Here is a 24,019-nt window from a genome sequence, read left to right as displayed (position 1 = left end):
CTTCATTCCTTGACGCTTCCGGCGCTGAGGCCGGACTGCCAGAACCGCTGCAGCAGCAGGAACGCGGCGATCAGCGGCACGATGGTGAGCAGCGAGCCGGTGACGACGAGGTTGAACACGACGTCGCCGCCGGCGGTGACGGCCTGCTGGTTCCAGGCGGACAGGCCCAGCGTCAGCGGGTACCAGTCGGGGTTCTTGAGCATCACCAGCGGCAGGAAGTAGTTGTTCCACGTCGCGACGACGTTGAACAGCAGCACGGTGACGGTGCCGGGGGCCAGCAGCGGCGCGGCGATGCGGAAGAACGTGCGGAACTCGCCGGCGCCGTCGACCCGCGCCGACTCGAGCAGCTCGTCGGGGACCGCGTCGGCCGCGAACGTCCACATGAGATAGAGGCCGAAGGGGGAGACGAGCGACGGGATGATGATCGACCACGGGGTGTTGGTGATGCCGAGGTGGGCGAACATGAGGAAGGTCGGCACGGCCAGCGCCGTGCCCGGCACCGCGACCGCCCCGATGACGACGGCGAACACGCCGCGCCGGCCGGGGAAGTCGAACTTGGCCAGGCCGTAGCCGGCGAGCGCGGCGAGCACGGTCGCGCCCCCGGCCCCGACCACGACGTAGAGCAGCGTGTTGAGCAGCCAGCGGGTGAAGACGCCGCCGTCGTACGTGAACGTGTCGGCGATGTTGTCCCAGAGCGCGAACCGGTGGCCGAACCACAGGCCGAACGTGCCGAGCAGGTCGGGCTGCGTCTTGGTGGCGTTGACGAGCAGCCACACGAGGGGCAGCAGGGTGTAGACGAGCATGATGCCGCACAGGACGGTGAGGGTGACGCTGCGCCGGGCCCGCATCTAGACCGCCTTCCGCATCCCGCGCAGCTGCACGACGTAGGCGACGAGCATCGTGAGCAGGCCCATGACGATGGCGACGGTGGCCGCGTAGTTGTACTGCTGGCCGCCGAAGCTGAGGTAGTACGCGTACAGGTTGGGCGTGAAGTAGGTCGCGATCGCGTTCGGCGCCAGGATCCGCAGGATGCTCGGCTCGGCGAAGAGCTGGAAGCTGCCGATGATGGAGAAGATGGTGGCGATGAGCAGCGGCCCGCGCAGCGCCGGAAGCTTGATGGCGCGGATGATGCGCAGCTGCCCGGCCCCGTCCAGCGCGGCCGCCTCGTAGAGCGCCGGGCTCACCACGCGCAGCGCGGAGTACAGGATCAGCATGTTGTAGCCGACGAACTCCCAGGTCACGACGTTGCCGATGGAGGCGAGCACGTACCGCGGGGACAGCGGGTCGGGCAGGTGCACGCCGAACAGGTCGTTGACGTTGGCGACCAGGCCGAAGCGGTTGCCGTACATGAACCCCCACAGCAGCGTGGCCACGACGGTGGGCACGGCGTAGGGCAGGAAGACGGAGATGCGGAAGAAGCCGGCGCCGAAGAGCCGGCCGCTGTCGATGGCCAGGGCCAGGAACAGCGCCAGGAGCAGCATGATCGGCACCTGGACGGCCAGGAACAGCGCCACCCGGCCGAACGCGGACCAGAACTGCGGGTCCTGGATCGCCTTGGTGTAGTTGTCGAGGCCGACGAACGTGGTGCCGCCGATGAGGCGGGTGCGGTACAGGCTCAGGTAGATCGAGTAGCCGATCGGGGCCAGGAAGACGAGCGCGAAGACCGTCATGAACGGTGCCACGAACCGCCAGCCCGCCCAGGATCGTCGCTTCACGGCGGCCTCCCTCCCAAACGGTGTTTACGTAAACATCATGTGCAGCTTTGTGGGCATCCGTGTGGATGTTTACGCAAACATTGGCTGCGGTATGGTGGCACTTCCGAACATGAACCGTCAAGAAGCACCAAGCGGGGGACCGGCGATGAATGTTGAGGCCCGCACCGCGGACCGCGGCGGCTCCGGCGTGCCGGGCGGCCGGCGCAAGCAACGGGTCTCGATGGCCGACGTGGCCCGGCTGGCCGGCGTCTCCTCGCAGACCGTCTCGCGGGTGTCCAACGGCCACCCCGCGGTGGTGGCCTCGACGCGCCAGCAGGTGCTCGCGGCCATGCGCGAGCTCGGGTACCGGCCCAACAGCGCCGCCCGCGCCCTGCGCTACGGCCAGTTCAACACCATCGGCGTGATCCTGTTCGGGCTGTCCTCGACCGGCAACAGCCGCACCGTGGAGGCGATCGCGACCCACGCGGCGGCCGAGGGCTATGCGATAACGCTGATTCCGGTGGGGGTACCGACGCAGGACAACGTGCTCGGGGCGTTCACGCGCCTGGGCGAGCTCGCGGTCGACGGCGTCGTGGTCATCATCGAGGTACACCTGCTCGACGCCAGCACGGTCGCCCTGCCGCCCGGCGTGCACGTGGTGGTCGTCGACTCCGACGCCGGCGACCGGTACCCGGTCGTCGACACCGACCAGGCCGACGGCGCCCGCCAGGCGGTCCGGCACCTGCTCGGCCTCGGCCACCCGACGGTCCGCCACGTGGCCGGCCCGGAGGAGTCCTACGCGGCCGAGCGCCGCGCGAACGCCTGGCGCGAGGTGCTGCTGGCCGCGGGCCGCCCGGCCCCGCCGATCGAGCGCGGCGACTGGTCGGCCCGCTCCGGCTACGAGGCCGGCCGGCGCCTCGCGGCCGACCCGGACTGCACCGCCGTCTTCGCCGCCAACGACCAGATGGCCCTGGGCGTGCTGCGCGCGTTCCACGAGGCCGGGCGCCCGGTCCCGGCCGGGGTGAGCGTGGTCGGCTTCGACGACATCGCCGACGCCGCCTCGTACCTGCCGCCGCTCACGACCGTGCACCAGGACTTCGCCGAGGTGGGCCGCCGCTGCGTGCGGGCGCTGCTGGCCCAGATCCGCAACGAGCCCGCAGGCCCGGGCACCGACCTGGTCCCGACGCGCCTGATCGAGCGGGCGAGCACCGCCCCCTACGCCAGCGGCTTGCGCAGGATGTAGTTCAGCCCGAACTCGGTCTCGCTCGTGCGCACGTCGGTGTAGCCGAGGCGGTGGTAGAAGCCGTGGCCGGTGATGCTCGCGCCGGTCTCCATGAAGGCGTGGCCCTCGGCCGCCGCGCGGGCCTCGATGTGCGCCATGAGCGCGCGGCCGACGCCGCGTCCGGCCGCGTCCGGGTCGACGAACATGGTGTACACCTTGTTGCCGTCGCGCGACACCGTGCCGTGCTCGCACACCCACATCTCCCGCGCGGCGGCGAGCTCGGCGACGCGCGCGGCGGTGAAGTGCGCGCACATGCGCTCGATGAGCTCCGGCGGGTAGTCCCGGCTGTTGACCTCGCGCAGGCAGCGGGCGATGAGCCCGGCGACGATGGCGGCGTCGCCGGGCTCGAACCGGCGGATCGGCATGCCTACAGCTTGCCGGAGCCGCTGCCTGCGCGCACGGAGGCGGGGATGGAGGCCGGGGCGTCCAGGGTGCCGTGCGGCCCGAGCGCGTCGACGGCGGCGAACCCGGTGGGCGCGTCGGCGGCCGCGAACCCGGTGGGCGCGTCCGCGGCGGACGCGAACGCGGTGGGCGCGCCGGCCGCGGCGGCGGCCGGGTGGGCGGGGATCAGCAGGGCCGCGGCGGCGACCGCGGCGATGAGGCTTCTGCGCATGGCGGTGTCCCTCATCCTATGAGGAAAGGCCTTTCCTGAGACGCTAGGGGCGACCGCGGCGGAAGTCAACGAACATCGATGTGCAGGAATGTTGCAGATCTTCAGGGCGTCAGCTGGTCGCGGACGAGGGCGGTGAGGGCGTTCAGGTCGATGGTGCCGCGCTCGCCGACGACGGTCAGGGCGCGCACGTCCGGGTCGGCCGGCGCGGTGAGCGTGATGACGGCGACCGGCTCGGTGTAGTGCCTGCACGAGTTCGTGCACTCGTAGTACGGCTGCGTGAACAGCGCCGCCTCGCCGAGCGGGGTCGTGGTCCTCGTGACCGTACGGTCCGGCGGGATGTCGGCGTTGCCGCGGTACACCCCGTGCCGCCCGTTGCCCGGGGCGCCGTTGTCGCCCGTCCCGCACCGCGCGCCGGAGGCGGTGAGCAGGACCAGGCCGTCGTGGCCGAGCACGATGCGGGCGCTCAGGGCCGGGCACGACCCCGGGGCCGGCGAGCTCGTGACCAGGTGCTGCCCGGCGCCGAGGCGCACGTGGAACGCGACCGGCCCGTCGACGGGCGCGACGCTGGGCGAGCTGACCGGCTCCGGGGCGACGGCGGGCGCGTGGCACCCGGCGAGCACGGCGAGGGCGAGCAGCAGGGGGATCGTCTTGCGCGGCATGACCCTTGGACGGCCGCGGCCCGGCGGGGGTTCCACCTTGCCTTTGTAGCAGGACCCAGGTGGATCGGGGCCGGGCCGCGGCCGCTCCGGTGCGGTCAGGGTGACGTGATCCGCTGCGGCGGGGAGATGTTCACCGCGGAGTCGGTGAGCGTGGTGCCGAAGCCGCCGAGCGAGATGCGGTCGAACACCTTCACGTCCAGCCCCTGGGTGCCGGTGCCGCACTGCGCCGACGCGGACTGCACGAACAGGCCCTTGCCGCCCGCGGCGAACGAGAGCCGGGCGTCGGCGCTGCGGTACGCGATGCCCGTGAAGCCGGGGCCGCCGCCGCTGGAGGTTCTCGCGCCCACGACGGCGTGGCAGCCGTTCGCGTCGTCCAGGGTGAGCGAGACGTTGGTGGCCTGGCCGGTGAAGACGGCCGGGTCGGACGGGAAGGCCCCGGTCAGGCTGATCGGGGCCGGGTCGGCCGCCGAGGTCGTGAAGGTGACCGTGACGGCGACCCCCTCGGCCTTGCAGCCGGTGAACGAGATACTGCTCAGGGCGCCGATGACACCTCCACTGATCCCGAACGGTCTCTGCGTCCATGGAGGCGTTCCAAGCCGTTCCGCGCCCGGGTCAGGCGGTGAGGCGGGCCAGGACCGTCGGCGCGTGGGGCATCAGGGTGAGCTCCCGTTGTACAACCGCGGCCCTGGCTCGAAACGACGAGGCGCGCAGCAGCTCGTTGACCCCGTCCGCGACCGCGGCGGCCGAGTCGAGCGCGAGCCCGGCGCCGGACGCGGCGAGCGCGGCGGCGTTGCCGAACTGGTCGCCGCCCTGGGGCAGGACGAGCTGCGGCAGGGCGTGGGCGAGCGCGCCGAACAGGATGCCGGCCCCGCCCTGCGACACGACCGCCGTGCACCGGGGCAGGAGCAGGGCGTGCGGGAGGTACGGCGCCAGCAGCACGTTGCCGGGCACCGGGCCGAACCGGGCCGGATCGGTGCCGGGCCCGACGGTCGCGACGACGTTCACCGGCAGCGCCGCCAGCGCCGCGACCACGGTCCGCAGCACGTCGCGGTGGTCGTGGAAGACGGTCCCGAGCGTGACGTGCACCGTGTCCTCGTACGGCAGCGCGTCCAGCGCCGCCGGCAGCCGCTGCCCGGCGGCCGGCAGGCCCGCGACCGGGCGCAGGTCGAGGGTCCGCGGCCAGATCCGCTCGCCGGGCGGGCGCAGGCTCGGCGGGCACAGCTCCAGGTAGGTCGCGGCGCGGTGGTCGGCTTCCGCGCCGTACCGGTGCAGCATCTTCCGGATCGCCGGGCCGAGCACCGGCCACAGCTGGATCGGCGGCATCAGCCCGATGCCGTGCACGACGTGCCGAGCCCCGGTCACGGCCGCGGCGACCGGCCCGGCGAGCTCGGTGTCCTCGGAGACGACCAGGTCGGGCTTCCAGTCGGCGGCGAGCGGGACGAGCTCGGCGGCCCGGCGCTGCGCGGAGGACACGAAGTAGGCGAGCCAGTCGGCGTCGGGGCCGCCGCCGGCCTCCCGGTGCGACGGCCCGGCGGTCCAGGTGGTGACGCCGTGCCCGGCCAGGTGCGGCACGAGGTCGGCGCCGGTCGCGACGACGACGTCGTGCCCGGCGGCGCGGGCGGCGTGCACGAGGGGGAGCATCGGGTTGACGTGACCGTACATCGGGTTGGCGGTGAAGAGGATCCGCATGCCGGGAGCCACGCATCCGGGCCCGTCCCGGTTCACGGCATACCGTCGCGCTCCCTTGAACGGCGGGACTACCAAAGGGGTGCGCCGGTTTCGGGGCGCGGAGCTCACGTCCGCGGCGGGTCGTACAGGTTCAGCTCGTCGGGGTCCGGCGGCTCGAAGAGCGGCATGTGCCAGTCGAGCATCTCGCGGGTGATCCGGGGCGTGCCGCGGGCCTCGAGCCGCCGGGCCAGTTCGTCCAGTGGCACGTCCAGGTAGTGCAGCTCGACCGCCGCCCCGAGGGACCGGGCGCCGAGGCGCTTCTCGTCCCGGTCGGCGCGCAGCCAGAATCCCGCCTCCAGGATGACGTTCTGCCCCAGCGTCAGCAGCCGCCGGGCCAGTTCCCAGAACTGCCGCTCCAGCCGCACGCGGGTCTCGACGTCGAACAGGTCGACGCCCAGCCCGGCCATCCACTCGTCGGCGCACAGCCGCACGGCCGGGCCCTCGATCTCCAGGCGCTTGGCCAAGGTCGTCTTGCCGGAGCCGGGCAAGCCACAGATCAACATCAACGTCGCGACGCCGATCATGCTACGCTACTTACCGTGCGGTCTGAAAACATACCGAGCGGTAAGTCGGAGCGGACGTTCGTCGAACGGGCCCGTCGGGCGCAGCTCGTCGAGTGCGCGATCGACGCGATTGCCGAGCTGGGGCTGCCCCGGGCGTCGCTGGCCGAGGTCGCCAAGCGGGCCGGGGTCACGAAGACGACGATCTTCTACCACTTCGCCAACCGCGAGGAGCTGATCCACGAGGTCTTCGCGCACACGCTGCGCGAGGGGGCCGAGTTCATGGCCGCGCACACCGGCCGGGCCGACGGGCCGGCCGCGGAGTTGCGGGCCTACATCGAGGCGAACGTCGCGTACATCGGCACTCATCGCAAGCACGTGCAGGTGCTGACCGCCATCGCGATGAACTTCACCGACGAGGACGGCCGGACCCGGCTGCGGCACGACGCCTCGGTGTACGGCACCAGCCTCGCCCCGCTGCAGGACCTGCTCGAGCGAGGCCAGCGCGCGGGCGAGTTCCGCGACTTCACGACGCGCACCATGGCCATGACGATCCGGGCCGCCATCGACGCGATCGGGCCCCAGGTCAGCGTCATGCCGGAGCTCGACCTGGACGCGTACGCCCGGGATCTGGTCCTGCTCTTCCGTCACGCCACCGAGAGGGAGGCCCGCCCATGACCCGCGACCGCCGAACCGGAGCCGCGCTCGCGCTGGCGCTGGACGTCGTCATTCCCCTGGCCGTCTTCTACGGAGCCCGCGCGGCCGGCGTGAACCAGTGGCTCGCGCTGCTGCTCGCGACCCTGGCGCCGCTGGCCGGCATCGGCTGGACCTGGGCCCGGTCCCGCCGGCTGGACCCGACCGCGGTGTTCGTCATCGCCACGATGGCGCTGTCGCTGCTGGTCGCGCTGGCGTCCGGCGACGCCCGGGCGCTGCTGGCCCGGGAGAGCTGGCTGACCGGGGCCGTCGGGCTGTGGATCCTCGGCTCGATGGCCACCGGGCGCCCGTTCCTGCTGGACGTGGCCGGCAAGGTGAGCCCGACCGGCATGGCCGCCCGGTTCGACCGGCTGTGGGCCGGCAACCGGGTCTTCCACCGCTGGGTGGTGCTGGCCAGCGTCGCGTGGGGCAGCGCCTTCGTGCTGGACGCGATCATCCGGGTCGTGTTCGCCTACACCCTGGCCGTCGACACCGTGCCGGCCGCCGGCACCGTCTCCCTGATCGTCCTGATCGTGCTGGCCCAGGGCATCGTGATGGTGTACGGCCGGCGCAGCGGCGCCCTGGCCCTGATCCGCGAGCGGGAAGGCGCGCCCACGACCTGACGGATCCGATCAGCCGATGTGCAGCAGGAGCACCTCGTCGTCGGCGAGCCGCGCGATGGCGTCGCGCAGCAGCGACAGCGTCTCCTCCAGTTGTACTCCGCGTCGGACCGCGTCCCGAACTGGCGGATCGCGGCCCAGAGCCCCGTACCGGCGGCGTCGACGACCGCGGGCAGGTCGCCGGTCCTGACGATGTGGAGCGAGGCGATGGAGGACATCCGCGGAGCGTATCGGTCCGCGCCCGGCGGGAATGTCCTTGCGGGCCGGGCCCGGGCGGCGAACGATCGGATGCCGTGCGGATCGTGGGTATGGACGCCGGGATCCCGGCCGGGCGGGTCGTCGTCGTCATCGACGTCATCCGGGCCTTCACGACGGCCGCGGTCGCCTTCGAGCGCGGCGCGGCGGAGATCGCCTGCGCGCCGTCGGTCGAGGCCGGCCGGGACCTGCGGCGGCGGCACCCGGACCGGCTGCTGGTCGGGGAGGCCGGCGGGCTCAGGCCCGCGGACTTCGACTTCGGCAACTCGCCGTGGGAGATGTCGGCGGCGCGGCTCGACGGCCGGCGCCTGATCCAGGCGACGTCGAACGGCACGCGCGGGCTGGCCCGGTGCCCGGACGCGGCCGCGTTGCTCGCGGTGTCGGCGCCGAACGTCGGGGCGACCGCCCGGTGGATCGCGCGGCACCACCCCGGCGTGCCGTGGACGCTCGTCTGCACCGGGCGGACGGCCGAGGACCGGGCCTGCGCCGGGTACCTGGCCGGCCTGCTCGACGGGTCGGCGCCGGAACGGGCGGACCTGGTCGCGGGCATCGACGAGGGCGCCGCCCAGCATGCTCACGCCTACGCCCGGCGACCCGCGTCCGAACGCGTCGACCTGTCGCGGGACCTGCCCTTCTGCCGCGACGTCGACCGGTCCGGGTTCGCCATGGTCGGCGCGGTCCGCACGGGTCACGTCGTCCTCACCAGGGTTCCGTGCTGACCAAGGGCGCGTGCGCGGCCCGGCTATCATCCGGAGCTGACGACGATCGATCGGAGCGTTCCTGGTGCCGCTGTCGAATCGCCTGATCCGCCCCCTGCTGGCCTCGGTCGCCACGTGGTCGCTGGCCGACGACGAGTGGTCCGCGGTCAACGCCACGCTGGCCGCGCTGGGCGAGGCCGTCCGCGCCGGCGACGACGGCCGGGCCGGGCGGGAGGCGGCGCGCCTGGCCGAGTACGGCGGTGCGGTACGGATCGGGCGGCGGATCGACGCCGGCCTGGGTGACCCGGCCGCGCACGGGGCCGACGAGGAGACCCGGTCGCTGATCAACGACCTGGTGCACCGGCTGACGACCGAGCCGGCCGAGCCCGACCACGCCGAGCCGGCGTGACGGCGCCGTTGGTCCGGCGGCCGGCGGTGCTGAGCCTGACGTACTGGACCGCGGGACCCGGCGGCGACCTCCCGGCCGGCCTGCACGCCGCCTGGGCCGCGGCCGGGCGGCTCGGGCTGACCGAGGAGATCGAGCCGCACCCGGCGCAGCTGCGGGCGGCGGTGCCGTTCGACCATCCCGGGCGGCTGCGGGTCCTCGGCGCGCGCGGCGCCGGGGCGGGCCCGCAGGTGGAGCAGGCGTACGCGTACCAGCTGCACGACGTGATCGGCCTCGCCCTCATGCGGGCCCCCAACCGCGACGACGCCGAGTGGGCCGCCCTCGAGCCGGCGGCCCGCCCGGACGATGCGATCGGACAGGCCACCGTGTACCTCGGGCTGCTCGGCGACCGCGACGCGCCCACCACGCACGGGGCCGCCGTCGCGCTCGGGCGGCGGCTGCGCGGCCTCGTCCCGGGCGGCGAGCGGGGCTGGCCGGGGACCGCGTGCGGGTTCCCCGCCGGGATCACCGCGTGGGACGTGTCGCCGGGCGGCGGCGACGGCACCGGGCGGCGGCTGCTGGTGCTCGCGCCCGAGCGGGCCGAGGACGCGGTCGACCGGTGGGTGTGGCTCGACGACGGGCCCGGGCTGCCGCCGTTCGCGCTCTATCTGCTGCACGCCGCGAAGCTGCGGTACGAACGCGCCGTCCTGGTGCGTGAACTGCCCGCGCTGCGCCGGAACCTGGCCGCGGCGAACGAGGAGAGCGCGGCCCTCAGCGGCGTGCTCGGCTCGGACCGCGGGTCCGACCGGCTCCTGGCCGCCGCGACCCGCCTCACCGACCTGCAGACGCGGGCCGACGGGCTCGTCGACTCGCTGGCCCGGGTACGCACCCTGGCCCGGACCGTCGAGACGGCCCAGGCCAACCTCGCCGCGGTGCTGCCCCCGCCGGTCTACGAGGGCGACGGCGGGCCGATCGGCGACGACCGCCGGATCGCCGGCTGGACGGCCGGGCAGCTGCGCAGCGAGGAGACGTACCTCGACGCCGCGACCGCGCGGGCCGGGGCGCTGCTCGGGACCGTGACCGCCGTCGTCGACACCGGCCTGCGCGCCCGCGACGACGGCCGCACCCTGATGCAGACCTCGATCATCGGCGGGCTGCTCGTCGCGCTGGCGGCGGTACAGAGCCTGAACTACGCCGTCGACCTGCCCAGGCCGCTGATGGGGCCGCTGATCCTGCTGCTGACCGCCCTGGCGATGTGGCTGCCCTCCGCGGTGCTCCAGGTCGGCCGGGCGGGCCGCGTGCCGCCCGGGTGGGCGCCGCTGGGTGTGCTGCTGCTCGCCCTGACCGCCGGGGCGGCCGGCTGGACCGCGGTCACCGGCGCCTGGCTGGTCCGCGGCGGGCCGGCCCCGCCCTGGGCGAGCGTCGCCACCGCGGTGGGGGCCGCGATCGTCGCCGCCGGTGCGGCGCTGGCCTACCGACGGCGGAAAGGGCGTGCCGATGACCGGCGATGAAGAGCTGCTGCAGCGGTACCTCGAGGCGCCCACCTGGGAGGAGGCGCTGAGCTCGCCCGCACCCCCGGCCGCGTGGTTCGCCGACAGCGCCGCGCGCGCCGAGAGCGAGGGCAACGACGGGATGGCCGGGTACCTCCGGCGGCACGCGGCGGTCCTCGCGAAACTGGGCGCCGACGGGTACGACGCGGCCCTCGCGCTGGCCCGCGGGCGGATCGACCCCGAGGAGCCGAAGGACTTCCGCGGCTGGCTCGCGGTGATCGCCGGCCTCGAGCCGGAGCACCTGGCCGGACTGGTCCGGGAGCACCCGTGGCTGCTGTCCGGCGCCACCGGCGAGCGCCTGACGCAGATGGTCGGCCGCGCCGCCGCCGATGGCGACCTGGCCCGGCTGGTCGACGTGGAGTACCGCCGGCTGTTGTTGCACTGCGCACGGCACGCGGGCGTGGCCCGGACCGTCGCCGCGCTGGGCGGTGCGGCCGGTGGCGGCGACGGCCCCGGCGACCCGGACCTGCAGATGCTGCGCAAGCTCGCACTGGTGCGGCGCGTCTGGGACACCGAGCCGGCCCGGTTCGCGCTGCACGACGTGGCGGCGGGGTTCGTGCAGCGGTACCACCGCACCGGCGGGACCGGCGATCTCGCGATCGGGCTGCTGCTGTACCGGACGCTGCTCGACGCCCTCGACGAGGACGACCGCGACTTCGCGGCCGCGCTCTCGGGCAACCTCGCGGGCACGCTGCAGCTCTGGGAGCGGGCCACCGGCGAGGTCGAGCACCGGCCGGAGGCGGTCGAGCACTACCGGCGGTACCTCGCGCTGAGCGACCCGGCCGACCCCCGCCGGCCCTCGATCATGGTCGAGCTCGCCGGCGTCCTGCTGCGGACCGGCGGGCCCGGCGCCCCGGCCGAGGCGCGGGAACTGGTCGCCGCGGCCCTGCCGCGGCTCGCCGGCCACAACGCCGAGCAGCACATCATCGGCCTGATCCACCTGGCCACGGCCGACCTCGACGACTTCCGCCGCGGCGGCGACCCGGCGGCGGCCCGGGCCTCGGTCGCGGCGGCCGCCGACGCGATCGCCGCACGGCCCGCCGCCGACCCCGACCGGCGCCGCCTCGCCGACGCGCTGGGCCAGACCGTCATGGCGATGCTGCAGGCCCGCACCGACCCCGGCCTGCTGGACGCCGCGAACCGGGCCTTCGGGCTGGCCGCCGACGCCGCCGGCACCGGCTCGCCCGAGGTCGACGTGCTGCTCAACCAGGCGTCGATGCTGGTGACGCGGTTCGAGGAGCGCGGGGCCGAGGCCGACCTCGACGAGGCGATCCGGCTGGCCCGCGCGGCCCTGGCCCGCACCGGCGCCGGTCACCCGCAGGAGCCGTACGCCCTCGACGTCCTCGGCAGCGCGCTGCGGCAGCGGTTCCTGCGCGCCGGCGACATCCGCGACCTCGACACGTCGGTCGAGGTGCTGCGCCGGGCGGTCGAGGTGCAGGGCGACGCGATCGTGGTGCCGGCCGCGCTGACGAACCTCGGCAACGCGCTGCTGGAGCGGTACCAGCACACGCGGCGCCCCGAGGACCTCGACGAGGGCGTCACCGCCTTCGGCCGCATCGTCGCGGCGACCGGACCCGGCGACCCGGCGCGCGGGAACCGGGTCAGCGGCCTCGCCGCCGTGCTGCGGCTGCGGGCCAAGCACCGCGGCCGCCCGGACGACCTCGACCGGGCGATCGCGCTGCTGGAGGAGGTCCTGGCCGCCGCGAGCCCGGACCAGCGCGGCGCCTTCGCGCTGTGGACGTCGATGGGCCTCGCCCTGCGCGACCGGTACATGAACGGCGGCGACGACGCCGATATCCGCCGCGCCGCCGAGCTCACCCGCGCGGCCGCCGAGCGGACCCCGGCCACCGCCGCCACGCTCCCGCACGTGCTCACCAACCACCTGCTGGTCCTGCTCGCGCCGGCGCTGCGGGCGCGGGAGCGCACCGGCGCGCCGGTCACCGACCTGGACCGCTGGCTGACGGTCGCGCTGCGGCAGGCCTCGGCGCGGGCCTGGGCCGGTGGCGACGTCGCCGCGGCGCTCGCGGGCATCGCGGCGCCGCCCGCCGAGGGGCCGGTGCCGGCCGGCGACGAGCCGCCGGACCGGCCCGCGCCGGACCGCCCCGGACCGCCGGACCCGGAGGCGGCCCAGGACGATGGTGTACCGCGGTCGCTGCTCGGCCCGCCGGCCCGGTTCACGACGCCGGAGTACGCGCTGGTGCCCTACCACCGGGCCGAGGCGGCGCTGGAGCGGTACACGCGCACGAGCCGCCCGGCCGACCTCGACGAGGCGGTGCGGAACTGGCACGCCGTGCTCGACAACCCCAACTTCGCCGCGGTCGACCGCGCGGTGCGCCGGACCCTGGCCACGGCCGCGACCCGCGTCTACCACGCGGCCTACGGCGCACACCCGGACGCCGGCTCGCTGGGGCGCCTGGTCGACGGCTTCCGGCTGATGTACGACCTCACCGACGAGCCCGGGGACCGCCGGACCGTGGCCCTCGACCTGGCCCGCGCCCACATCACCCGGTTCGGCCGCATCGCCGACCCGGCCGACCTGGACCGGGCCTTTGCGGTGCTCACCGCCGCGATGGACCCGGCCGAGCCCGGCGACCCGATGTGGCGGCAGGGGCTGCGGTACCTCGTCGGGACCCTCCAGGAGTACCCGGAGCCGAGCACCCGCACGGCGGCCCACTGGGCCCGGCTCGACCTGGTCGCCGGCCTCCTCGACCGGCTGGGCGACAAGCGGGAGGCGCCGGCCTGGGTGGCCGCCCGGGCCTTCATGGCGACCGCGTTCGCCGAGCTGAGCAAGGACCCCCACCATCGCGCCGAGGCGCTGCAACGGGCCCGCCGGATCGCCCCCGCCGAGATGCTCGACGCGATCGACGAGCTGGCCGCCCTCGCCGGCCCCGAGGCCGAGGGGGTCGAGGTCTCGCTCGGCGACCTGCAGGAGCCGCTCGACGACCCGCGGCTGGAGGCGGAGCGCGTCGCCCGGCTGCGCATCTTCGCCACGCGCATCGACCCGGCCACGGACTACGAATGGTGGCTGCAGGCCGGCACCACCCTGGTCCTGGCGCTCATGCGCCAGGGCGACGCCGACGCGCAGGACGAGGCGCTCGGCGTCGCCGAGGCCATCGCCCGCGAGGCCGCCGGGCACGACGACCGGCCGATGCACGTGCTCGCGCTGGGCATGATCCGCGAGCTGTACGGCGAGCGCATCCACGGCGACGCGGCCGACAACCGTGACCGGGCCGTCGCCGCGGCGCAGCGGCAGCTCGCGCTGTGCGAGCCGGGCACGACTGCGTGGGCCGGGGCGAGCGCCCAGCTCGGGGCGGCGCTCAGCCGGCGGGCGGCGTACGGGCGGCCCGACGAGGGCGACGCCGAGCGGGCCATCGCCTGCTGCCGGGCGGCGGTCGAGGCGCTCGGGGCCGACGCCCGCCCGGACGAGGCCGGCATGGTGCACTTCCTGCTCGGCAACGTGCTGCTCGACCAGGTCACCGGCGGCCGGGCCGAGAACATGGAGGCGGCGATCGCCGCGTACCGCACCGCCCTGGAACACCTGCCGGCCACCGAGCCGGCCGGGGCCAACGCGCACCACCAGCTCGGGATCGCGTTCACCAACCGGCTGCGCGGCGGCCGGGAGGACAACCTGCGCGTCGCGGTCGGGCACTTCGAGGCCGAGCTGGACGTGTTCACCCGCGAGCGGCACCCTCGGGACTGGGCACTGGCCCAGGTGAGCCTCGGCAACGCCTACAGCCAGGCGTACGGCGACGACCCCCGCCGTACCGCCGAGCTCGCCGGCGCGGCGTTCACCGCGGCGCTGACCGTCTTCACCCGCGACACCGACGCCTACCAGTGGGCCCGCATCCGCAACAGCCAGGGCCTCCTCGCCATGGACGCGGACGGCGTCGGCGGGCGGCCGTCCGACCCGCAGGCGGCCCTGGCGCACTTCAGCGCCGCGCTGGAGGTCTACGACCGGGACCGCTTCCCGGTCGACTGGGCCCGGGTCCAGGAGTACCTGGCCGTCTGTGAGCTGAGCCTGGGCCGGCCGGAGCGCAGCGCCGAGCATGCCGAGGCCGTTCTGGCGCGGTACGCCGGACAGGGACACAGCATCGAGGAGGGCCGCGCGCGGGTGAGCCTCGCCGGGGCCCGGATCGCGCAGGCCGGCCGCGACCCGGCCGCGCGCGACCGGCACCTGACCGAGGCGGTCCGCCACCTCGAGACCGCGCTGGTGATCCTGGCCGGCCACGACATGACGGCCGGCATCCGCGACGCCGCCACCGAGCTCGCCGAGGCGTACGGGGCGCTCGGCTGGTGGGCCGAGAGCGTGCGCGCCTTCGAGACCGGCATCGCCGCCGCCGAGGCCGGCTACTCCGCCGCGCTGCTGCGCGCTTCCCGCTCGGCCGAGCTCGAGCACGGGCGGCGGCTGGTCCGGATCGGGGTGCGCGCCCTCGTCGCGGCCGGGCGCCCCGCCGACGCCGCCGTCGCGCTGGAGCGGGGCCGGGCCCGGTGGCTCGGGGAGAGCGTCGCCCGTGACGCCGCCGACCTGGACCGCCTCGCCCTGGACCATCCGGGCCTGGCCGCCGGCTTCCGCGCGGCCGCGGCCCAGGTGAGCGCGGCCGAGGCCCTGGAACGGCGGGCGGCCGGCGGCGACACGCTGTCCGAGGCGGGGCGGGCCCGGGCCGCGCTCGACGCGCAGCTCGTGCGCATCCAGCGGCTGGCGGGGTACGAGCGGTTCCTGGACCTGCCGGGCCTCGGCGACATCGAGCGGGCCGTCGAGGCCGGGCGGCCGCTGGTGTACCTGCTGCCGGCCCACGACGGCACGATCGTGCTGCTGGCCCACCGCACCGCGGACGGCGACCTGGCCGTGCGGGACCACGCCGCCCCGGGTCTCACCCTCGACGGCCTCGACGAGCTGCTGTTCGGCCCGGACGGCTTCCTGGCGGCCCAGCTGCGCGGCGGCGAGCAGTTGCGGGGCGCTCTGGCCCGCCTCCTCGACGACCTCGGCGAGCGGCTCATGGCACCGGTCGCGGCCGCCCTCGCGGGCGTGCCGGCGGACGGCGTCGCGATCGTCGCCGCGGGGCGGCTCGGCGTGCTGCCCCTGCATGCCGCCCGCTACGACACCCCGCACGGCCGCCGCTGCCTGCTCGACGACCACGCCGTGGCCTACACCCCGTCGGCCTGGATGCTGGCGAACACCAGGGCGGCCGAGCCGGCCACGGCCGTGCTGGCCGGCGTCGGCGACCCGACGGGCGACCTGCCCTTCGCCGGCGGCGAGCTGGCCGACATCGCCGCCCTGTTCCCACCGCAGAGCCGCGTGTTGTACGGCGACGCCGCCACCGCCCCCGCGGTCCGCGCGGCCCTGCCCGGCGCGACGCACGTGCACTTCGCCTGCCACGGCGGCTACGACCTCGCCGACCCGCTCGCCTCGGCCCTGGTCCTGGCCGGCGGCGACGAGCTGACCCTGCGCGAGCTGCTCGACGGCCAGCTGCTGCGCGACGCCCGCCTGGTCGTGGCGTCGGCCTGCCAGACCGCGATCAGCAACGTCCTGCGCCTGCCCGACGAGGCCCTGGGCCTACCGGCGGGCTTCCTGCGCGCCGGAGCGGCCGCCGTCGTCGGCACCCTCTGGCCGGTCGCCGACCTACCGACGGCGCTGCTCATGCACCGCTTCTACACGCACCTGCTCGGCGCCGCGGGGACCGCACCACTGCGCCCGGCCGCGGCCCTGCGCGCCGCCCAGCACTGGCTGATCCGCCTGGGCACGGCCGAACTGGCGGCCCTGCTCATCGGCGCACCGCCCGCCGCCCCGTCCGGCGACGAGCCCGGCCCCTTTGCCGACCCGTACTTCTGGGCCGGCTTCGTACTGGCCGGCCAGTAGCGTCCGGACGGCGCCCGCGAACCGAGCCGGCGGGAGCCGTCGCGCGGCAACGGTGAGTGTGGTTGTTCCTCGCCGCAGGACCCCCGACCGTCACCGCGACGATCGGGGGTCCGGGCCGGTCGAGCCGGATCTGCGCGGTCTGCTGGCCGATCAGCCGGCGAGCGCAGGCTCGCGGGCCGCCGAGCGGCCGGCGGTGACGGCCGATGCAGCGATGAGCCAGAGCGGCGAGGCCGGCCTCGGAGGAGCCTGATCCACTGCCGGAGTGCTGCGCCACCGGCGCCGACCAGCTGATCCTGTTCGACCGCCGCGGGCGTGAGCTCGGCGCCCCCGAAACCGGCGCACCCTTTGGTGCCAGAGCGCGCCGGCGCAGATCTTGAGGGGGTGTGGGTGGAGCGTAGCTCCCCCACCGCGAGCGCAGCGAGCCAGGAATTCAGCTGGGGTGTGGGTGGAGCGTAGCTCCCCCACCGCGAGCGCAGCGAGCCAGAAGAACAGTAGGCTGCCGCCATGTTCGACGAGGAGCACTCTGCCGACGTCGTTGCCGGGAGTTTTGCCGGGGCTCCGGACCCGCGGCTCCGGGAGATCCTCACGTCGCTCGTCCGTCACGCGCACGCGTTCGTCAAGGACGTCGGGCTCACCGGGGAGGAGTGGGCGGCCGGCGTCCGGTTCCTGACCGACACCGGGCAGCGCTGCGACGCCACCCGGCAGGAGTTCATTCTGCTCTCCGACGTGCTCGGGGTGTCGATGCTCGTCGAGAGCCTCGCCAACCCGTCGGTGGACGGCAGCACCGAGACCACCGTCGAGGGGCCGTTCCACCTCGTCGCGTCGCCGCCGCGGGCGCTCGGGGACAGTATCGCGCTCGCCGGTGACGGGGAGCCCTGTCTGGTCACCGGCGGCGTCTTCGACACCGAGGGGCGGCCCGTGGCCGGGGCCCGGGTGGACGTGTGGCAGGCCGATGCCGATGGCTTCTACGACGTGCAAAGGCCCGATACGGTAGCGCCGCAGAATCTCCGGGGATTGTTCACCGCCGGCGCGGACGGGCGCTTCTGGTTCCGCACGATCGTTCCGCGGTTTTATCCGATCCCGACCGACGGGCCGGTCGGGCGGCTGCTCGGGGCGACCGCGCGGCACCCGTACCGCGCGGCCCACATCCACGTCGAGGTCTCAGCGCCCGGCGTGCGCACCCTCACCACGCACGTGTTCGTCGCCGGGTCGCCCTACCTGGACTCCGATGCGGTCTTCGGGGTCAAGGAGAGCCTCGTCCGCGAGTTCGAGACGGTCGACGATGCCGGCCTCGCCGAGCGGTACGGCCTGGCGAACCCCTTCGTCCGGGTGGACTTCCCGATCGTCGTCCGCGCGGACGAGCGCGATCCCGGCCAGCACGACCACCCCGCCGGCTAGCTGCCAGGCGCCGGGGCGCTGGCCCAGCGCGAGCCAGGCGAACAGCACGGCGAAGAGGACCTCGAGCAGGCCGGTGAACGAGGCGACCCGCGCGCCGAGCAGGCGGGTGGCGGCGATGCTGGTGGCGTACGCGAGCGCGGCGGCGATGACGGCCAGCCCGGCGATCGGCACCGGCCAGGGCAGCTGGCGGTCCAGCAGGGTGACGTCGGCGGTGCTCGTGCGGAACGGCAGCAGGCCGGTGACGTCGAAGACCGCGAGGCCGAGGGCGCCGACGACCATGCCGGCCCAGGCCAGGGCGATCGGGGGCAGGGCGCCCTCGCCGCGGGAGGCCATCACGAAGTACACCGCCAGACCGGTGCCCGCCAGGATGCCCCACAGCACGCCGATCGGGTCGAGGCCGCCCCCGGCCGGGTCGAGCACCAGCACGAGGCCGCCCAGCGCCGCGGCGCCCCCGGCGACGGTGAGCCGGCGCGGCCGCTGCCCGTGGCGCAGCCAGGCCCAGGCCACCACGAGCAGGATGCCGCCGTACTCCAGCAGCAGCGCGACGCCCACGTCGAGGCGCTCGACCGCGTTGAAGAAGAACAGCTGGCACCCGGCGACCGCGACCGCGCCGAACGCGACCACCTCGCCCAGCGCCGTGCGCAGCAGCCGCATCCGCCCCCGCAGTGAGAACAGCGCGAACGGGGTGAGCACGAGCGCGGCGATCGCGATCCGGAAGGTGACCAGGGCGCCCGGCGTCCAGCCCGTGGCCATGAGCGCGTCGGCGAACACGCCCGACGTGCCGAACATGGCCGAGCCGAGCACGGCCAGGCCGAAACCGGCCGCCCCGCGCCCTCGTCTGTCATGGGCAAACCGCGTTATGCTCATGACTGCAACGTAGGCCCGCGCCGGTAAGGAGTCAAGAAGATTTTTGCTCATGACACCGAGGCCACGCTCACGTCGACCGCGGCTCTCATCAACACCGACTCGGCCGACGACGGCGAGCTGCTGCCCGACGTCGCCGCGCTCGACGCGTGGATCGGGCGGAACCGGTACACCGGCGTCCTCCGCCACAACCGCGAGGAGCTCGAGGCCGTCCGCGCGCTGCGGCCCCGGCTGCGGGCGGTCTGGGGCACCGACGAGGACACGGCCGTCGAGCTGGTCAACGCCATGCTCCGCGAGGGCCGCGCCCTGCCCCAGCTGGTGCGGCACGACGGCTGGGACTACCACCTGCACGCCACCGACGCGGCCGAGCCCTTCGCGGTGCGGCTGATGGTCGAGTTCGCGATGGCGATGGTCGACGTGATCCGGCTCGGGGAGCTCGACCGCCTGCGCGTGTGCGCCGCGGAGGACTGCGCCGACGTGCTGGTGGACCTGTCGAAGAACCGCTCGCGCCGCTTCTGCGAGTCGGGCTGCGGCAACCGGCAGAACGTGGCCGCGTACCGCGCCCGCAAGGCCTCCGAGCGGTAGTTCTCCCGGACAGCCGTTGCCGGAACCGCCACGGCCACGGTTCGATTGACGCGTGGCCCTGCGCAGGAAGATGACCTACGCCGAGGCGGTCGCGCTGCTCGGCGGCGACAGCCCGGCCGTGGCGGCGTTCGACCGGGCGCTCGGCGGACTGCTGCTGGTGGCGACCGCGGGCGGCAGCGAGCTCGCGCTGGGCCTGTTCGACGCCAAGGGGGAGGGGATCCGGCTCGGCCACGAGATCGTCGGCTCGCTGCGGGACCGGCTTCGCGGCTACTCCCGGCTCGACCGCACCGAGCGCCTGCACGCCGCCCACGCCGTCATCGTGGTGACCGCGTTCCTCGAGGCCGTCGACGACCTGGATCTCGATGTCGAGGTCGGTTTCACCGGCATGCTGCTGCGGGCGGAGGCGTTGCTCCCCGCGCCCCACCGCTCGGCCGAGGACGTGACGTCGGAGCTGCGGCGGTGGTACGGCGCGCCGGCGGAGGACCTTGCCCGCACCGTTCCCGGCCTGGCGGTGTGGGACCGCCTCGACGACCGGCAGCGCCGTGAGCTGCTGCAGACCCTGGAGGGAGTGCCGGACCGGGCCGTCGCGCGCTACGAGATCCTGTACCGGCGGCTCGCCGCCGACATCCCCGAGTTCGCGTTCTGGAGCAACCAGCAGGAGCACCGCGCCACCCGCGCCCAGCTCGGCGAGGCGCGCCGGTCGCTGGCCGAGCTCGAGCGGAGCCTGCGCGCGGTGTCCGAGGGCCGCGCGCCCGACCAGCGCCGGGCCGCCCTGGCCCGGGCCTACCGGGCCGCCCTCGACCGGCCGATCCTGACCGAGGGCCACCCCGAACCCGGCCTGAGCATCCCCACGCTCGACGCCGGGTACCTCGACCCCGACTTCCGGCTCCGCTCGGCCGAGCACGAGGGGACCCCGGCCGCCGAGGGCTGGTGGGAGCCGGCCGAGGTGCGCCGCGACCTGTCCGTGGCGCTGGCCGGGCTGCTCACCGAGCCGGCCGCCACCGAGCTGCCGCTGCTCGTGCTGGGCCAGCCCGGGGCCGGGAAGTCGGTGCTGACCCGGGTCCTGGCGGCCCGGCTGCCGGCGCCGGACTTCCTGCCCGTCCGGGTCGAGCTGCGCGACGTGCCGGCGGACGCGGAGCTGCAGGACCAGATCGAGCACGCCGTGCGGGCCGCGACCGGCGAGGCGCTGAGCTGGCCCGACCTGGTGCGGTCGGCGGGCGACGCCCTGCCGGTGGTGCTGCTCGACGGCTTCGACGAGCTGCTGCAGGCGACCGGGGTGAGCCAGTCGGACTACCTCACCCGGATCGTGAAGTTCCAGCAGCGCGAGGCCGACCAGGGCCGGCCGGTGGCGGTCCTGGTGACCAGCCGCGTCGCCGTGGCCGACCGGGCGCGGATCCCGCACGGGTGCCGGGTGGTGCGCCTGGAGCCGTTCCGGGCCGAGCAGGTCGAACAGTGGCTGGCCATCTGGAACGCCGCCAACGCCGCCCACCTCGCCGCGCTCGGGCTCGACCCGCTGCCGCCCGCGATCGCCCTGCAGCAGCCCGACCTCGCCGGGCAGCCGCTGCTGTTGCTGCTGCTGGCGATCTACGACATGGACGGCAACGCGCTGCAGCACGGCGTACGCGTGCTCGACCAGGCGGGGCTGTACGACCGGCTGCTGCGCACGTTCGCCGAGCGGGAGGTCCGCAAGGATCGCGACCACGCCTCCGCCGCCGAGCTGGCCCGGCACGTCGACGCGGAGCTGCTGCGCCTGGCCGTCACCGCCTTCGCCACGTACAACCGGGGCCGCCAGTGGACGACCACCGCCGAGCTGGACGCGGACCTCGCCGCCCTGCTGCCCGAGCCGCCCCGGGCGGCCGCGGCCGGGTTCCGGGCCGCGCTCGGGCGCGCCGACACGGTGGTCGGCCGGTTCTTCTTCATCCAGCGGGCCCAGGCCGTGCGCGACGGGAGCCGCGCCGAGACGTACGAGTTCCTGCACGCCACGTTCGGCGAGTACCTGGTCGCCCGGCTGGTGCACCAGGTCCTCGCCGACCTGGCCCGGCAGGAGGCCGCGTCCGTCGGCTCGCTGCTCGGCGCCGCCCGTTGCCAGGACGGGCTGCTGCACGCGCTGCTGTCGTTCGCCCCGCTGACCAACCGCGGCGCGGTGATCACCTTCCTGTCGCAGATCGCCGCGCGGGCGCCGGAGGAGGAGCGGGCCGCGCTGCGGCGGCTGGCCGTCGTGCTCTTCCACCGCCTCGACGAGCGCGACGACCACCGGTTCGCCGCGTACGCCCCGGCACACTTCCCGGCGCCGGGCCGGTACGCCCGCTACGGCCTCAACCTGGTCCTGCTCGCGGCCGTGTACGGCGGCCGGGTGCCCGCCGCCGAGCTGTTCGGCGCGGACCACCCGGTCGACGCCTGGCGCCGGCACGTCCTGCTGTGGCAGTCCACGCTGGCGGCCGAGGAGTGGTACGGGGTCGTGTTCGGCACCCGGGTCCACCGCGAGTGGCGGGGCGACGAGCGCGACCTGGTGCTGGAACTCGACGGCGCCGGCGAGGCCCGGCCGGCGGGGCCGCTCGACCTGCACTGGACCTTTTCCCGGGCGCCGTCCGACGAGCAGCGGGGGCGGCGCGGCTGGGGAATCGGGGGCTGGGCGGTGCTGACCCGGGAGGCCGCGCTGCTGTGCGACGAGCACGCCGACCTGGTCACGCACGCGCTGGAGCCGGTCCTGCACCGCATCGGCGACACCGTCGTCAACGTGGTGGGGCGGCCGGACCACGCCGAGTCCGTCGCCCACAGCCTCCTGCAGACCTGGCTCGGCTACGAATTGATCGAGGTCTTCACCGCCTACCAATCGATCTTCCGGGCGATCGAGTGGGGCTGGCCGCCATTCGATCAGGGTGCGCTGACCAACCTGGCGACGGTCGCCGCGTCGCGGCTGGCCGAGGATGCCGCGCGGCTCCCACCGGCGGCCGTGGCCGACTGGCTGGAGATCCTGTGCCGAGAACCGGTCGTCCTGCCGGACTCCTCCTCCGCGCGGCTGATCGACGCCGCCCTCGCGGCCCTGGTCCACGATGACGCCGGCGATAGGCTGCGCGGCATCCTGACCCGGATGGCGCGCACGCCGATGCTCCGGCTGCGGGTCTGGGTCGGCCTGCGCGAGCTGGGCCTGAGCGACGAGGCCCCGCCGGACGTCTACCTGGACCAGCCGGCGCCCGAGGATCGCCGCCTCGTGGCACGGGCCCGGCTGTTCCTTCAGGCCGATAGCTGAACGTTCATCCGGCGTTCAATCGACGGCGCGGGCCCGCGCTGGCAGCATGTCCGCCATGAATGCGCCCGCCGCCGTTTCCACGCGCTCGGAGCGGATCGGCTGGTACTCGTACGACTGGGCCATCTCCGCCTTCCGCGCCACCGTCATCACCGTCTTCCTCGGGCCCTACCTGACCACCGTCGCCGAGCGGGCCGCCGGGCCGGACGGGCTCGTGCGGGTCCTCGGCGTGCCGGTGGCGACGGGCTCGCTCTTCACGTACACCATCTCCGCCTCCGTGCTGCTCACCGTGCCGCTGCTGCCGCTCGTCGGGGCGCTCGCCGACCGCAGCTCGCACAAGAAGCGGCTCCTGGCGCTGTTCGCCTACATCGGCGCCGGCAGCGTGGTCGCGATGGTGTTCCTGACCGGCGACCGGTACCTGCTCGGCGCCGCGCTGCTGCTCGTCGCCAACATCGCCTACGGCGCCGCGAAGGTGGTCTTCAACTCGTACCTGCCGCAGCTGGCCGGGCCCGACGAGCGGGACCGGGTGTCGAGCTTCAGCTGGGCGATCGGGTACATCGGCGGCGGGATCCTGCTCGTCGTCAACCTCGGCGCGCTGCTCGGCCTCGGCGACGAGTACTCGGGCACCGTCGCCCGCTGGTCGATCGTCTCGGCCGGCGTGTGGTGGGCCGCGTTCACCACCGTCGCGGTCGTGCGCCTGCGCGACCGCCCGGCCGTCGCGGGCGAGGGCGGCCGCGGCAACGCGCTCGCCGACGGTTTCCGCCAGCTCCGGCACACCCTCAAGAGCGCGCGGTCGTACCCCCTGACGCTGTTCTTCCTCGCCGCGTACCTGGTCTACAACGACGGCATCCAGACCGTCGTCACCGTCGCGACCATCTACGCCGACCAGCAGCTGCACCTGGACCAGTCGGTGCAGATCGCCACCATCCTGCTGGTGCAGTTCGTCGCGTTCGGCGGCGCGTGGCTGCTCGGCCGCGTCGCGGAGCGCTACGGGGCCTGGCGCACCATCGTCGCCAGCCTCGTCGTCTGGTGCGCCGCGATCGCCCTGGCCTACCCGCTGCCGGAGCGCACGCCGGTGCTGTTCATGCTGCTGGGCGCCCTGATCGGCATCGTGCTGGGTGGGTCGCAGGCGCTGAGCCGGTCGCTGTTCAGCCAGATGATCCCGCGGGGCTCGGAGGCCGAGTACTTCGGCCTGTACGAGATCTCCTCCGACGGCACGAGCTGGCTCGGCCCGCTGCTGTTCGGCCTGGCGTTCCAGCTGACCGGCACGTACCGCATCGCGATCGTGTCGACGCTCGTCTTCTTCGTCGCGGGGCTCGCGATGCTGCTGCTGGTGCCGGTGCGGCGCGCGATCGAGGCCGCCGGCAACACGCCGCCGAAGGTCCTGTGAG

General features: G+C 74.9%; 19 protein-coding genes and 1 pseudogene. 11 read left to right on the top strand and 9 right to left on the bottom strand.

Features of this window, described 5'->3' with window-relative positions; all coding sequences use genetic code 11:
* Window positions 1-2: 2 nt before the first annotated feature.
* Window positions 3-848 (bottom strand): carbohydrate ABC transporter permease, encoded by an 846-nt coding sequence (locus ACPPVO_RS38610; protein ID WP_360372897.1) that lies wholly within the window; start codon window positions 846-848, stop codon window positions 3-5.
* Window positions 849-1,715, bottom strand: coding sequence for a carbohydrate ABC transporter permease (locus tag ACPPVO_RS38605; RefSeq protein ID WP_426503510.1), 867 nt, complete (start codon window positions 1,713-1,715; stop codon window positions 849-851).
* 145 nt (window positions 1,716-1,860) lie between these two features.
* On the opposite strand from ACPPVO_RS38605, the gene ACPPVO_RS38600 reads away from it, so the two are divergent.
* On the top strand, window positions 1,861-2,937 hold the full coding sequence (locus ACPPVO_RS38600; RefSeq protein ID WP_426503508.1) for a LacI family DNA-binding transcriptional regulator: 1,077 nt from the start codon (window positions 1,861-1,863) through the stop codon (window positions 2,935-2,937).
* On the opposite strand, the gene ACPPVO_RS38595 is transcribed toward ACPPVO_RS38600, so the two are convergent.
* From ACPPVO_RS38595 to ACPPVO_RS38570, 6 genes are all read right to left on the bottom strand, one after another.
* The gene (locus ACPPVO_RS38595; RefSeq protein ID WP_426503507.1) at window positions 2,910-3,341 is read right to left on the bottom strand and encodes a GNAT family N-acetyltransferase; all 432 of its coding nucleotides are present in this window, start codon (window positions 3,339-3,341) and stop codon (window positions 2,910-2,912) included. The genes ACPPVO_RS38600 and ACPPVO_RS38595 overlap by 28 nt on opposite strands.
* A 2-nt stretch (window positions 3,342-3,343) precedes the next feature.
* Window positions 3,344-3,589: a hypothetical protein gene (locus ACPPVO_RS38590; protein ID WP_426503506.1), complete on the bottom strand. Its 246-nt coding sequence runs from the start codon at window positions 3,587-3,589 to the stop codon at window positions 3,344-3,346.
* A gap of 101 nt (window positions 3,590-3,690) precedes the next feature.
* The gene (locus ACPPVO_RS38585; RefSeq protein ID WP_426503505.1) at window positions 3,691-4,284 is read right to left on the bottom strand and encodes a hypothetical protein; all 594 of its coding nucleotides are present in this window, start codon (window positions 4,282-4,284) and stop codon (window positions 3,691-3,693) included.
* A gap of 59 nt (window positions 4,285-4,343) precedes the next feature.
* Window positions 4,344-4,595 carry a hypothetical protein gene (locus ACPPVO_RS38580; protein ID WP_426503504.1) on the bottom strand — a complete coding sequence of 84 codons (252 nt, stop codon included), beginning with the start codon at window positions 4,593-4,595 and terminating at the stop codon, window positions 4,344-4,346.
* Window positions 4,596-4,860: 265 nt separating this feature from the next.
* A complete protein-coding gene (locus tag ACPPVO_RS38575; protein ID WP_426503503.1) occupies window positions 4,861-5,937 on the bottom strand; it encodes a glycosyltransferase in 1,077 nt (358 codons plus the stop codon).
* A gap of 104 nt (window positions 5,938-6,041) precedes the next feature.
* Window positions 6,042-6,500: an AAA family ATPase gene (locus ACPPVO_RS38570; RefSeq protein WP_426503502.1), complete on the bottom strand. Its 459-nt coding sequence runs from the start codon at window positions 6,498-6,500 to the stop codon at window positions 6,042-6,044.
* Window positions 6,501-6,515: 15 nt separating this feature from the next.
* On the opposite strand from ACPPVO_RS38570, the gene ACPPVO_RS38565 reads away from it, so the two are divergent.
* The 7 genes and pseudogenes from ACPPVO_RS38565 to ACPPVO_RS38535 all read left to right on the top strand — a co-directional run.
* Entirely contained in the window at window positions 6,516-7,154 is a 639-nt protein-coding gene (locus ACPPVO_RS38565; RefSeq protein WP_426503501.1) for a TetR/AcrR family transcriptional regulator, read from the top strand.
* Window positions 7,151-7,792, top strand: coding sequence for a VC0807 family protein (locus ACPPVO_RS38560; protein WP_426503500.1), 642 nt, complete (start codon window positions 7,151-7,153; stop codon window positions 7,790-7,792). The genes ACPPVO_RS38565 and ACPPVO_RS38560 overlap by 4 nt, the downstream gene beginning before the upstream one ends.
* A gap of 290 nt (window positions 7,793-8,082) precedes the next feature.
* Window positions 8,083-8,763 (top strand): 2-phosphosulfolactate phosphatase, encoded by a 681-nt coding sequence (locus tag ACPPVO_RS38555; protein ID WP_426503498.1) that lies wholly within the window; start codon window positions 8,083-8,085, stop codon window positions 8,761-8,763.
* A 64-nt stretch (window positions 8,764-8,827) separates the two neighbouring features.
* The gene (locus ACPPVO_RS38550; RefSeq protein WP_426503497.1) at window positions 8,828-9,151 is read left to right on the top strand and encodes a CATRA system-associated protein; all 324 of its coding nucleotides are present in this window, start codon (window positions 8,828-8,830) and stop codon (window positions 9,149-9,151) included.
* On the top strand, window positions 9,148-10,638 hold the full coding sequence (locus tag ACPPVO_RS38545) for a CATRA conflict system CASPASE/TPR repeat-associated protein (RefSeq protein ID WP_426503496.1): 1,491 nt from the start codon (window positions 9,148-9,150) through the stop codon (window positions 10,636-10,638). Before ACPPVO_RS38550 ends, ACPPVO_RS38545 begins: the two co-directional genes overlap by 4 nt.
* Window positions 10,625-16,534 (top strand): CHAT domain-containing protein, encoded by a 5,910-nt coding sequence (locus ACPPVO_RS38540; RefSeq protein ID WP_426503495.1) that lies wholly within the window; start codon window positions 10,625-10,627, stop codon window positions 16,532-16,534. Before ACPPVO_RS38545 ends, ACPPVO_RS38540 begins: the two co-directional genes overlap by 14 nt.
* 504 nt (window positions 16,535-17,038) lie before the next feature.
* Window positions 17,039-17,767: pseudogene (locus ACPPVO_RS38535) on the top strand (dioxygenase); the annotation flags it as partial.
* Here the strand turns inward: ACPPVO_RS38535 and ACPPVO_RS38530 are convergent.
* Window positions 17,696-18,799, bottom strand: a complete 1,104-nt coding sequence (locus ACPPVO_RS38530; RefSeq protein ID WP_426503494.1) for an EamA family transporter — start codon at window positions 18,797-18,799, stop codon at window positions 17,696-17,698. The pseudogene ACPPVO_RS38535 and the gene ACPPVO_RS38530 overlap by 72 nt on opposite strands.
* A gap of 39 nt (window positions 18,800-18,838) precedes the next feature.
* On the opposite strand from ACPPVO_RS38530, the gene ACPPVO_RS38525 reads away from it, so the two are divergent.
* Genes ACPPVO_RS38525 through ACPPVO_RS38515 form a run of 3 tightly spaced genes read left to right on the top strand, consistent with a single transcriptional unit; the run spans window position 18,839 to window position 24,018 of the window.
* Complete coding sequence (locus ACPPVO_RS38525) at window positions 18,839-19,381, top strand: CGNR zinc finger domain-containing protein (RefSeq protein ID WP_426514777.1); 543 nt, start codon at window positions 18,839-18,841, stop codon at window positions 19,379-19,381.
* Between the two features lie 52 nt (window positions 19,382-19,433).
* Complete coding sequence (locus tag ACPPVO_RS38520; RefSeq protein ID WP_426503493.1) at window positions 19,434-22,631, top strand: NACHT domain-containing protein; 3,198 nt, start codon at window positions 19,434-19,436, stop codon at window positions 22,629-22,631.
* Between the two features lie 46 nt (window positions 22,632-22,677).
* Window positions 22,678-24,018, top strand: coding sequence for an MFS transporter (locus tag ACPPVO_RS38515; RefSeq protein ID WP_360372849.1), 1,341 nt, complete (start codon window positions 22,678-22,680; stop codon window positions 24,016-24,018).
* Window position 24,019: the final 1 nt, after the last annotated feature.

Origin of the sequence: Dactylosporangium sp. McL0621 (genome assembly GCF_049995355.1) — a bacterium.
GTDB lineage: Bacteria > Actinomycetota > Actinomycetes > Mycobacteriales > Micromonosporaceae > Dactylosporangium.
The sequence above is the reverse complement of the archived record's forward strand: the minus strand, read 5'-3'. Positions and strand labels throughout refer to the sequence as shown.

Coding starts and splice junctions, on each gene's coding strand:
- ACPPVO_RS38610 (WP_360372897.1), bottom strand. CDS start 848: ATGCGGGCCCGGCGCAGCGTCACCCTCACCGTCCTGTGCGGCATCATG.
- ACPPVO_RS38600 (WP_426503508.1), top strand. CDS start 1,861: ATGAATGTTGAGGCCCGCACCGCGGACCGCGGCGGCTCCGGCGTGCCG.
- ACPPVO_RS38595 (WP_426503507.1), bottom strand. CDS start 3,341: ATGCCGATCCGCCGGTTCGAGCCCGGCGACGCCGCCATCGTCGCCGGG.
- ACPPVO_RS38590 (WP_426503506.1), bottom strand. CDS start 3,589: ATGCGCAGAAGCCTCATCGCCGCGGTCGCCGCCGCGGCCCTGCTGATC.
- ACPPVO_RS38575 (WP_426503503.1), bottom strand. CDS start 5,937: ATGCGGATCCTCTTCACCGCCAACCCGATGTACGGTCACGTCAACCCG.
- ACPPVO_RS38570 (WP_426503502.1), bottom strand. CDS start 6,500: ATGATCGGCGTCGCGACGTTGATGTTGATCTGTGGCTTGCCCGGCTCC.
- ACPPVO_RS38560 (WP_426503500.1), top strand. CDS start 7,151: ATGACCCGCGACCGCCGAACCGGAGCCGCGCTCGCGCTGGCGCTGGAC.
- ACPPVO_RS38540 (WP_426503495.1), top strand. CDS start 10,625: ATGACCGGCGATGAAGAGCTGCTGCAGCGGTACCTCGAGGCGCCCACC.
- ACPPVO_RS38530 (WP_426503494.1), bottom strand. CDS start 18,799: ATGAGCATAACGCGGTTTGCCCATGACAGACGAGGGCGCGGGGCGGCC.
- ACPPVO_RS38515 (WP_360372849.1), top strand. CDS start 22,678: ATGTCCGCCATGAATGCGCCCGCCGCCGTTTCCACGCGCTCGGAGCGG.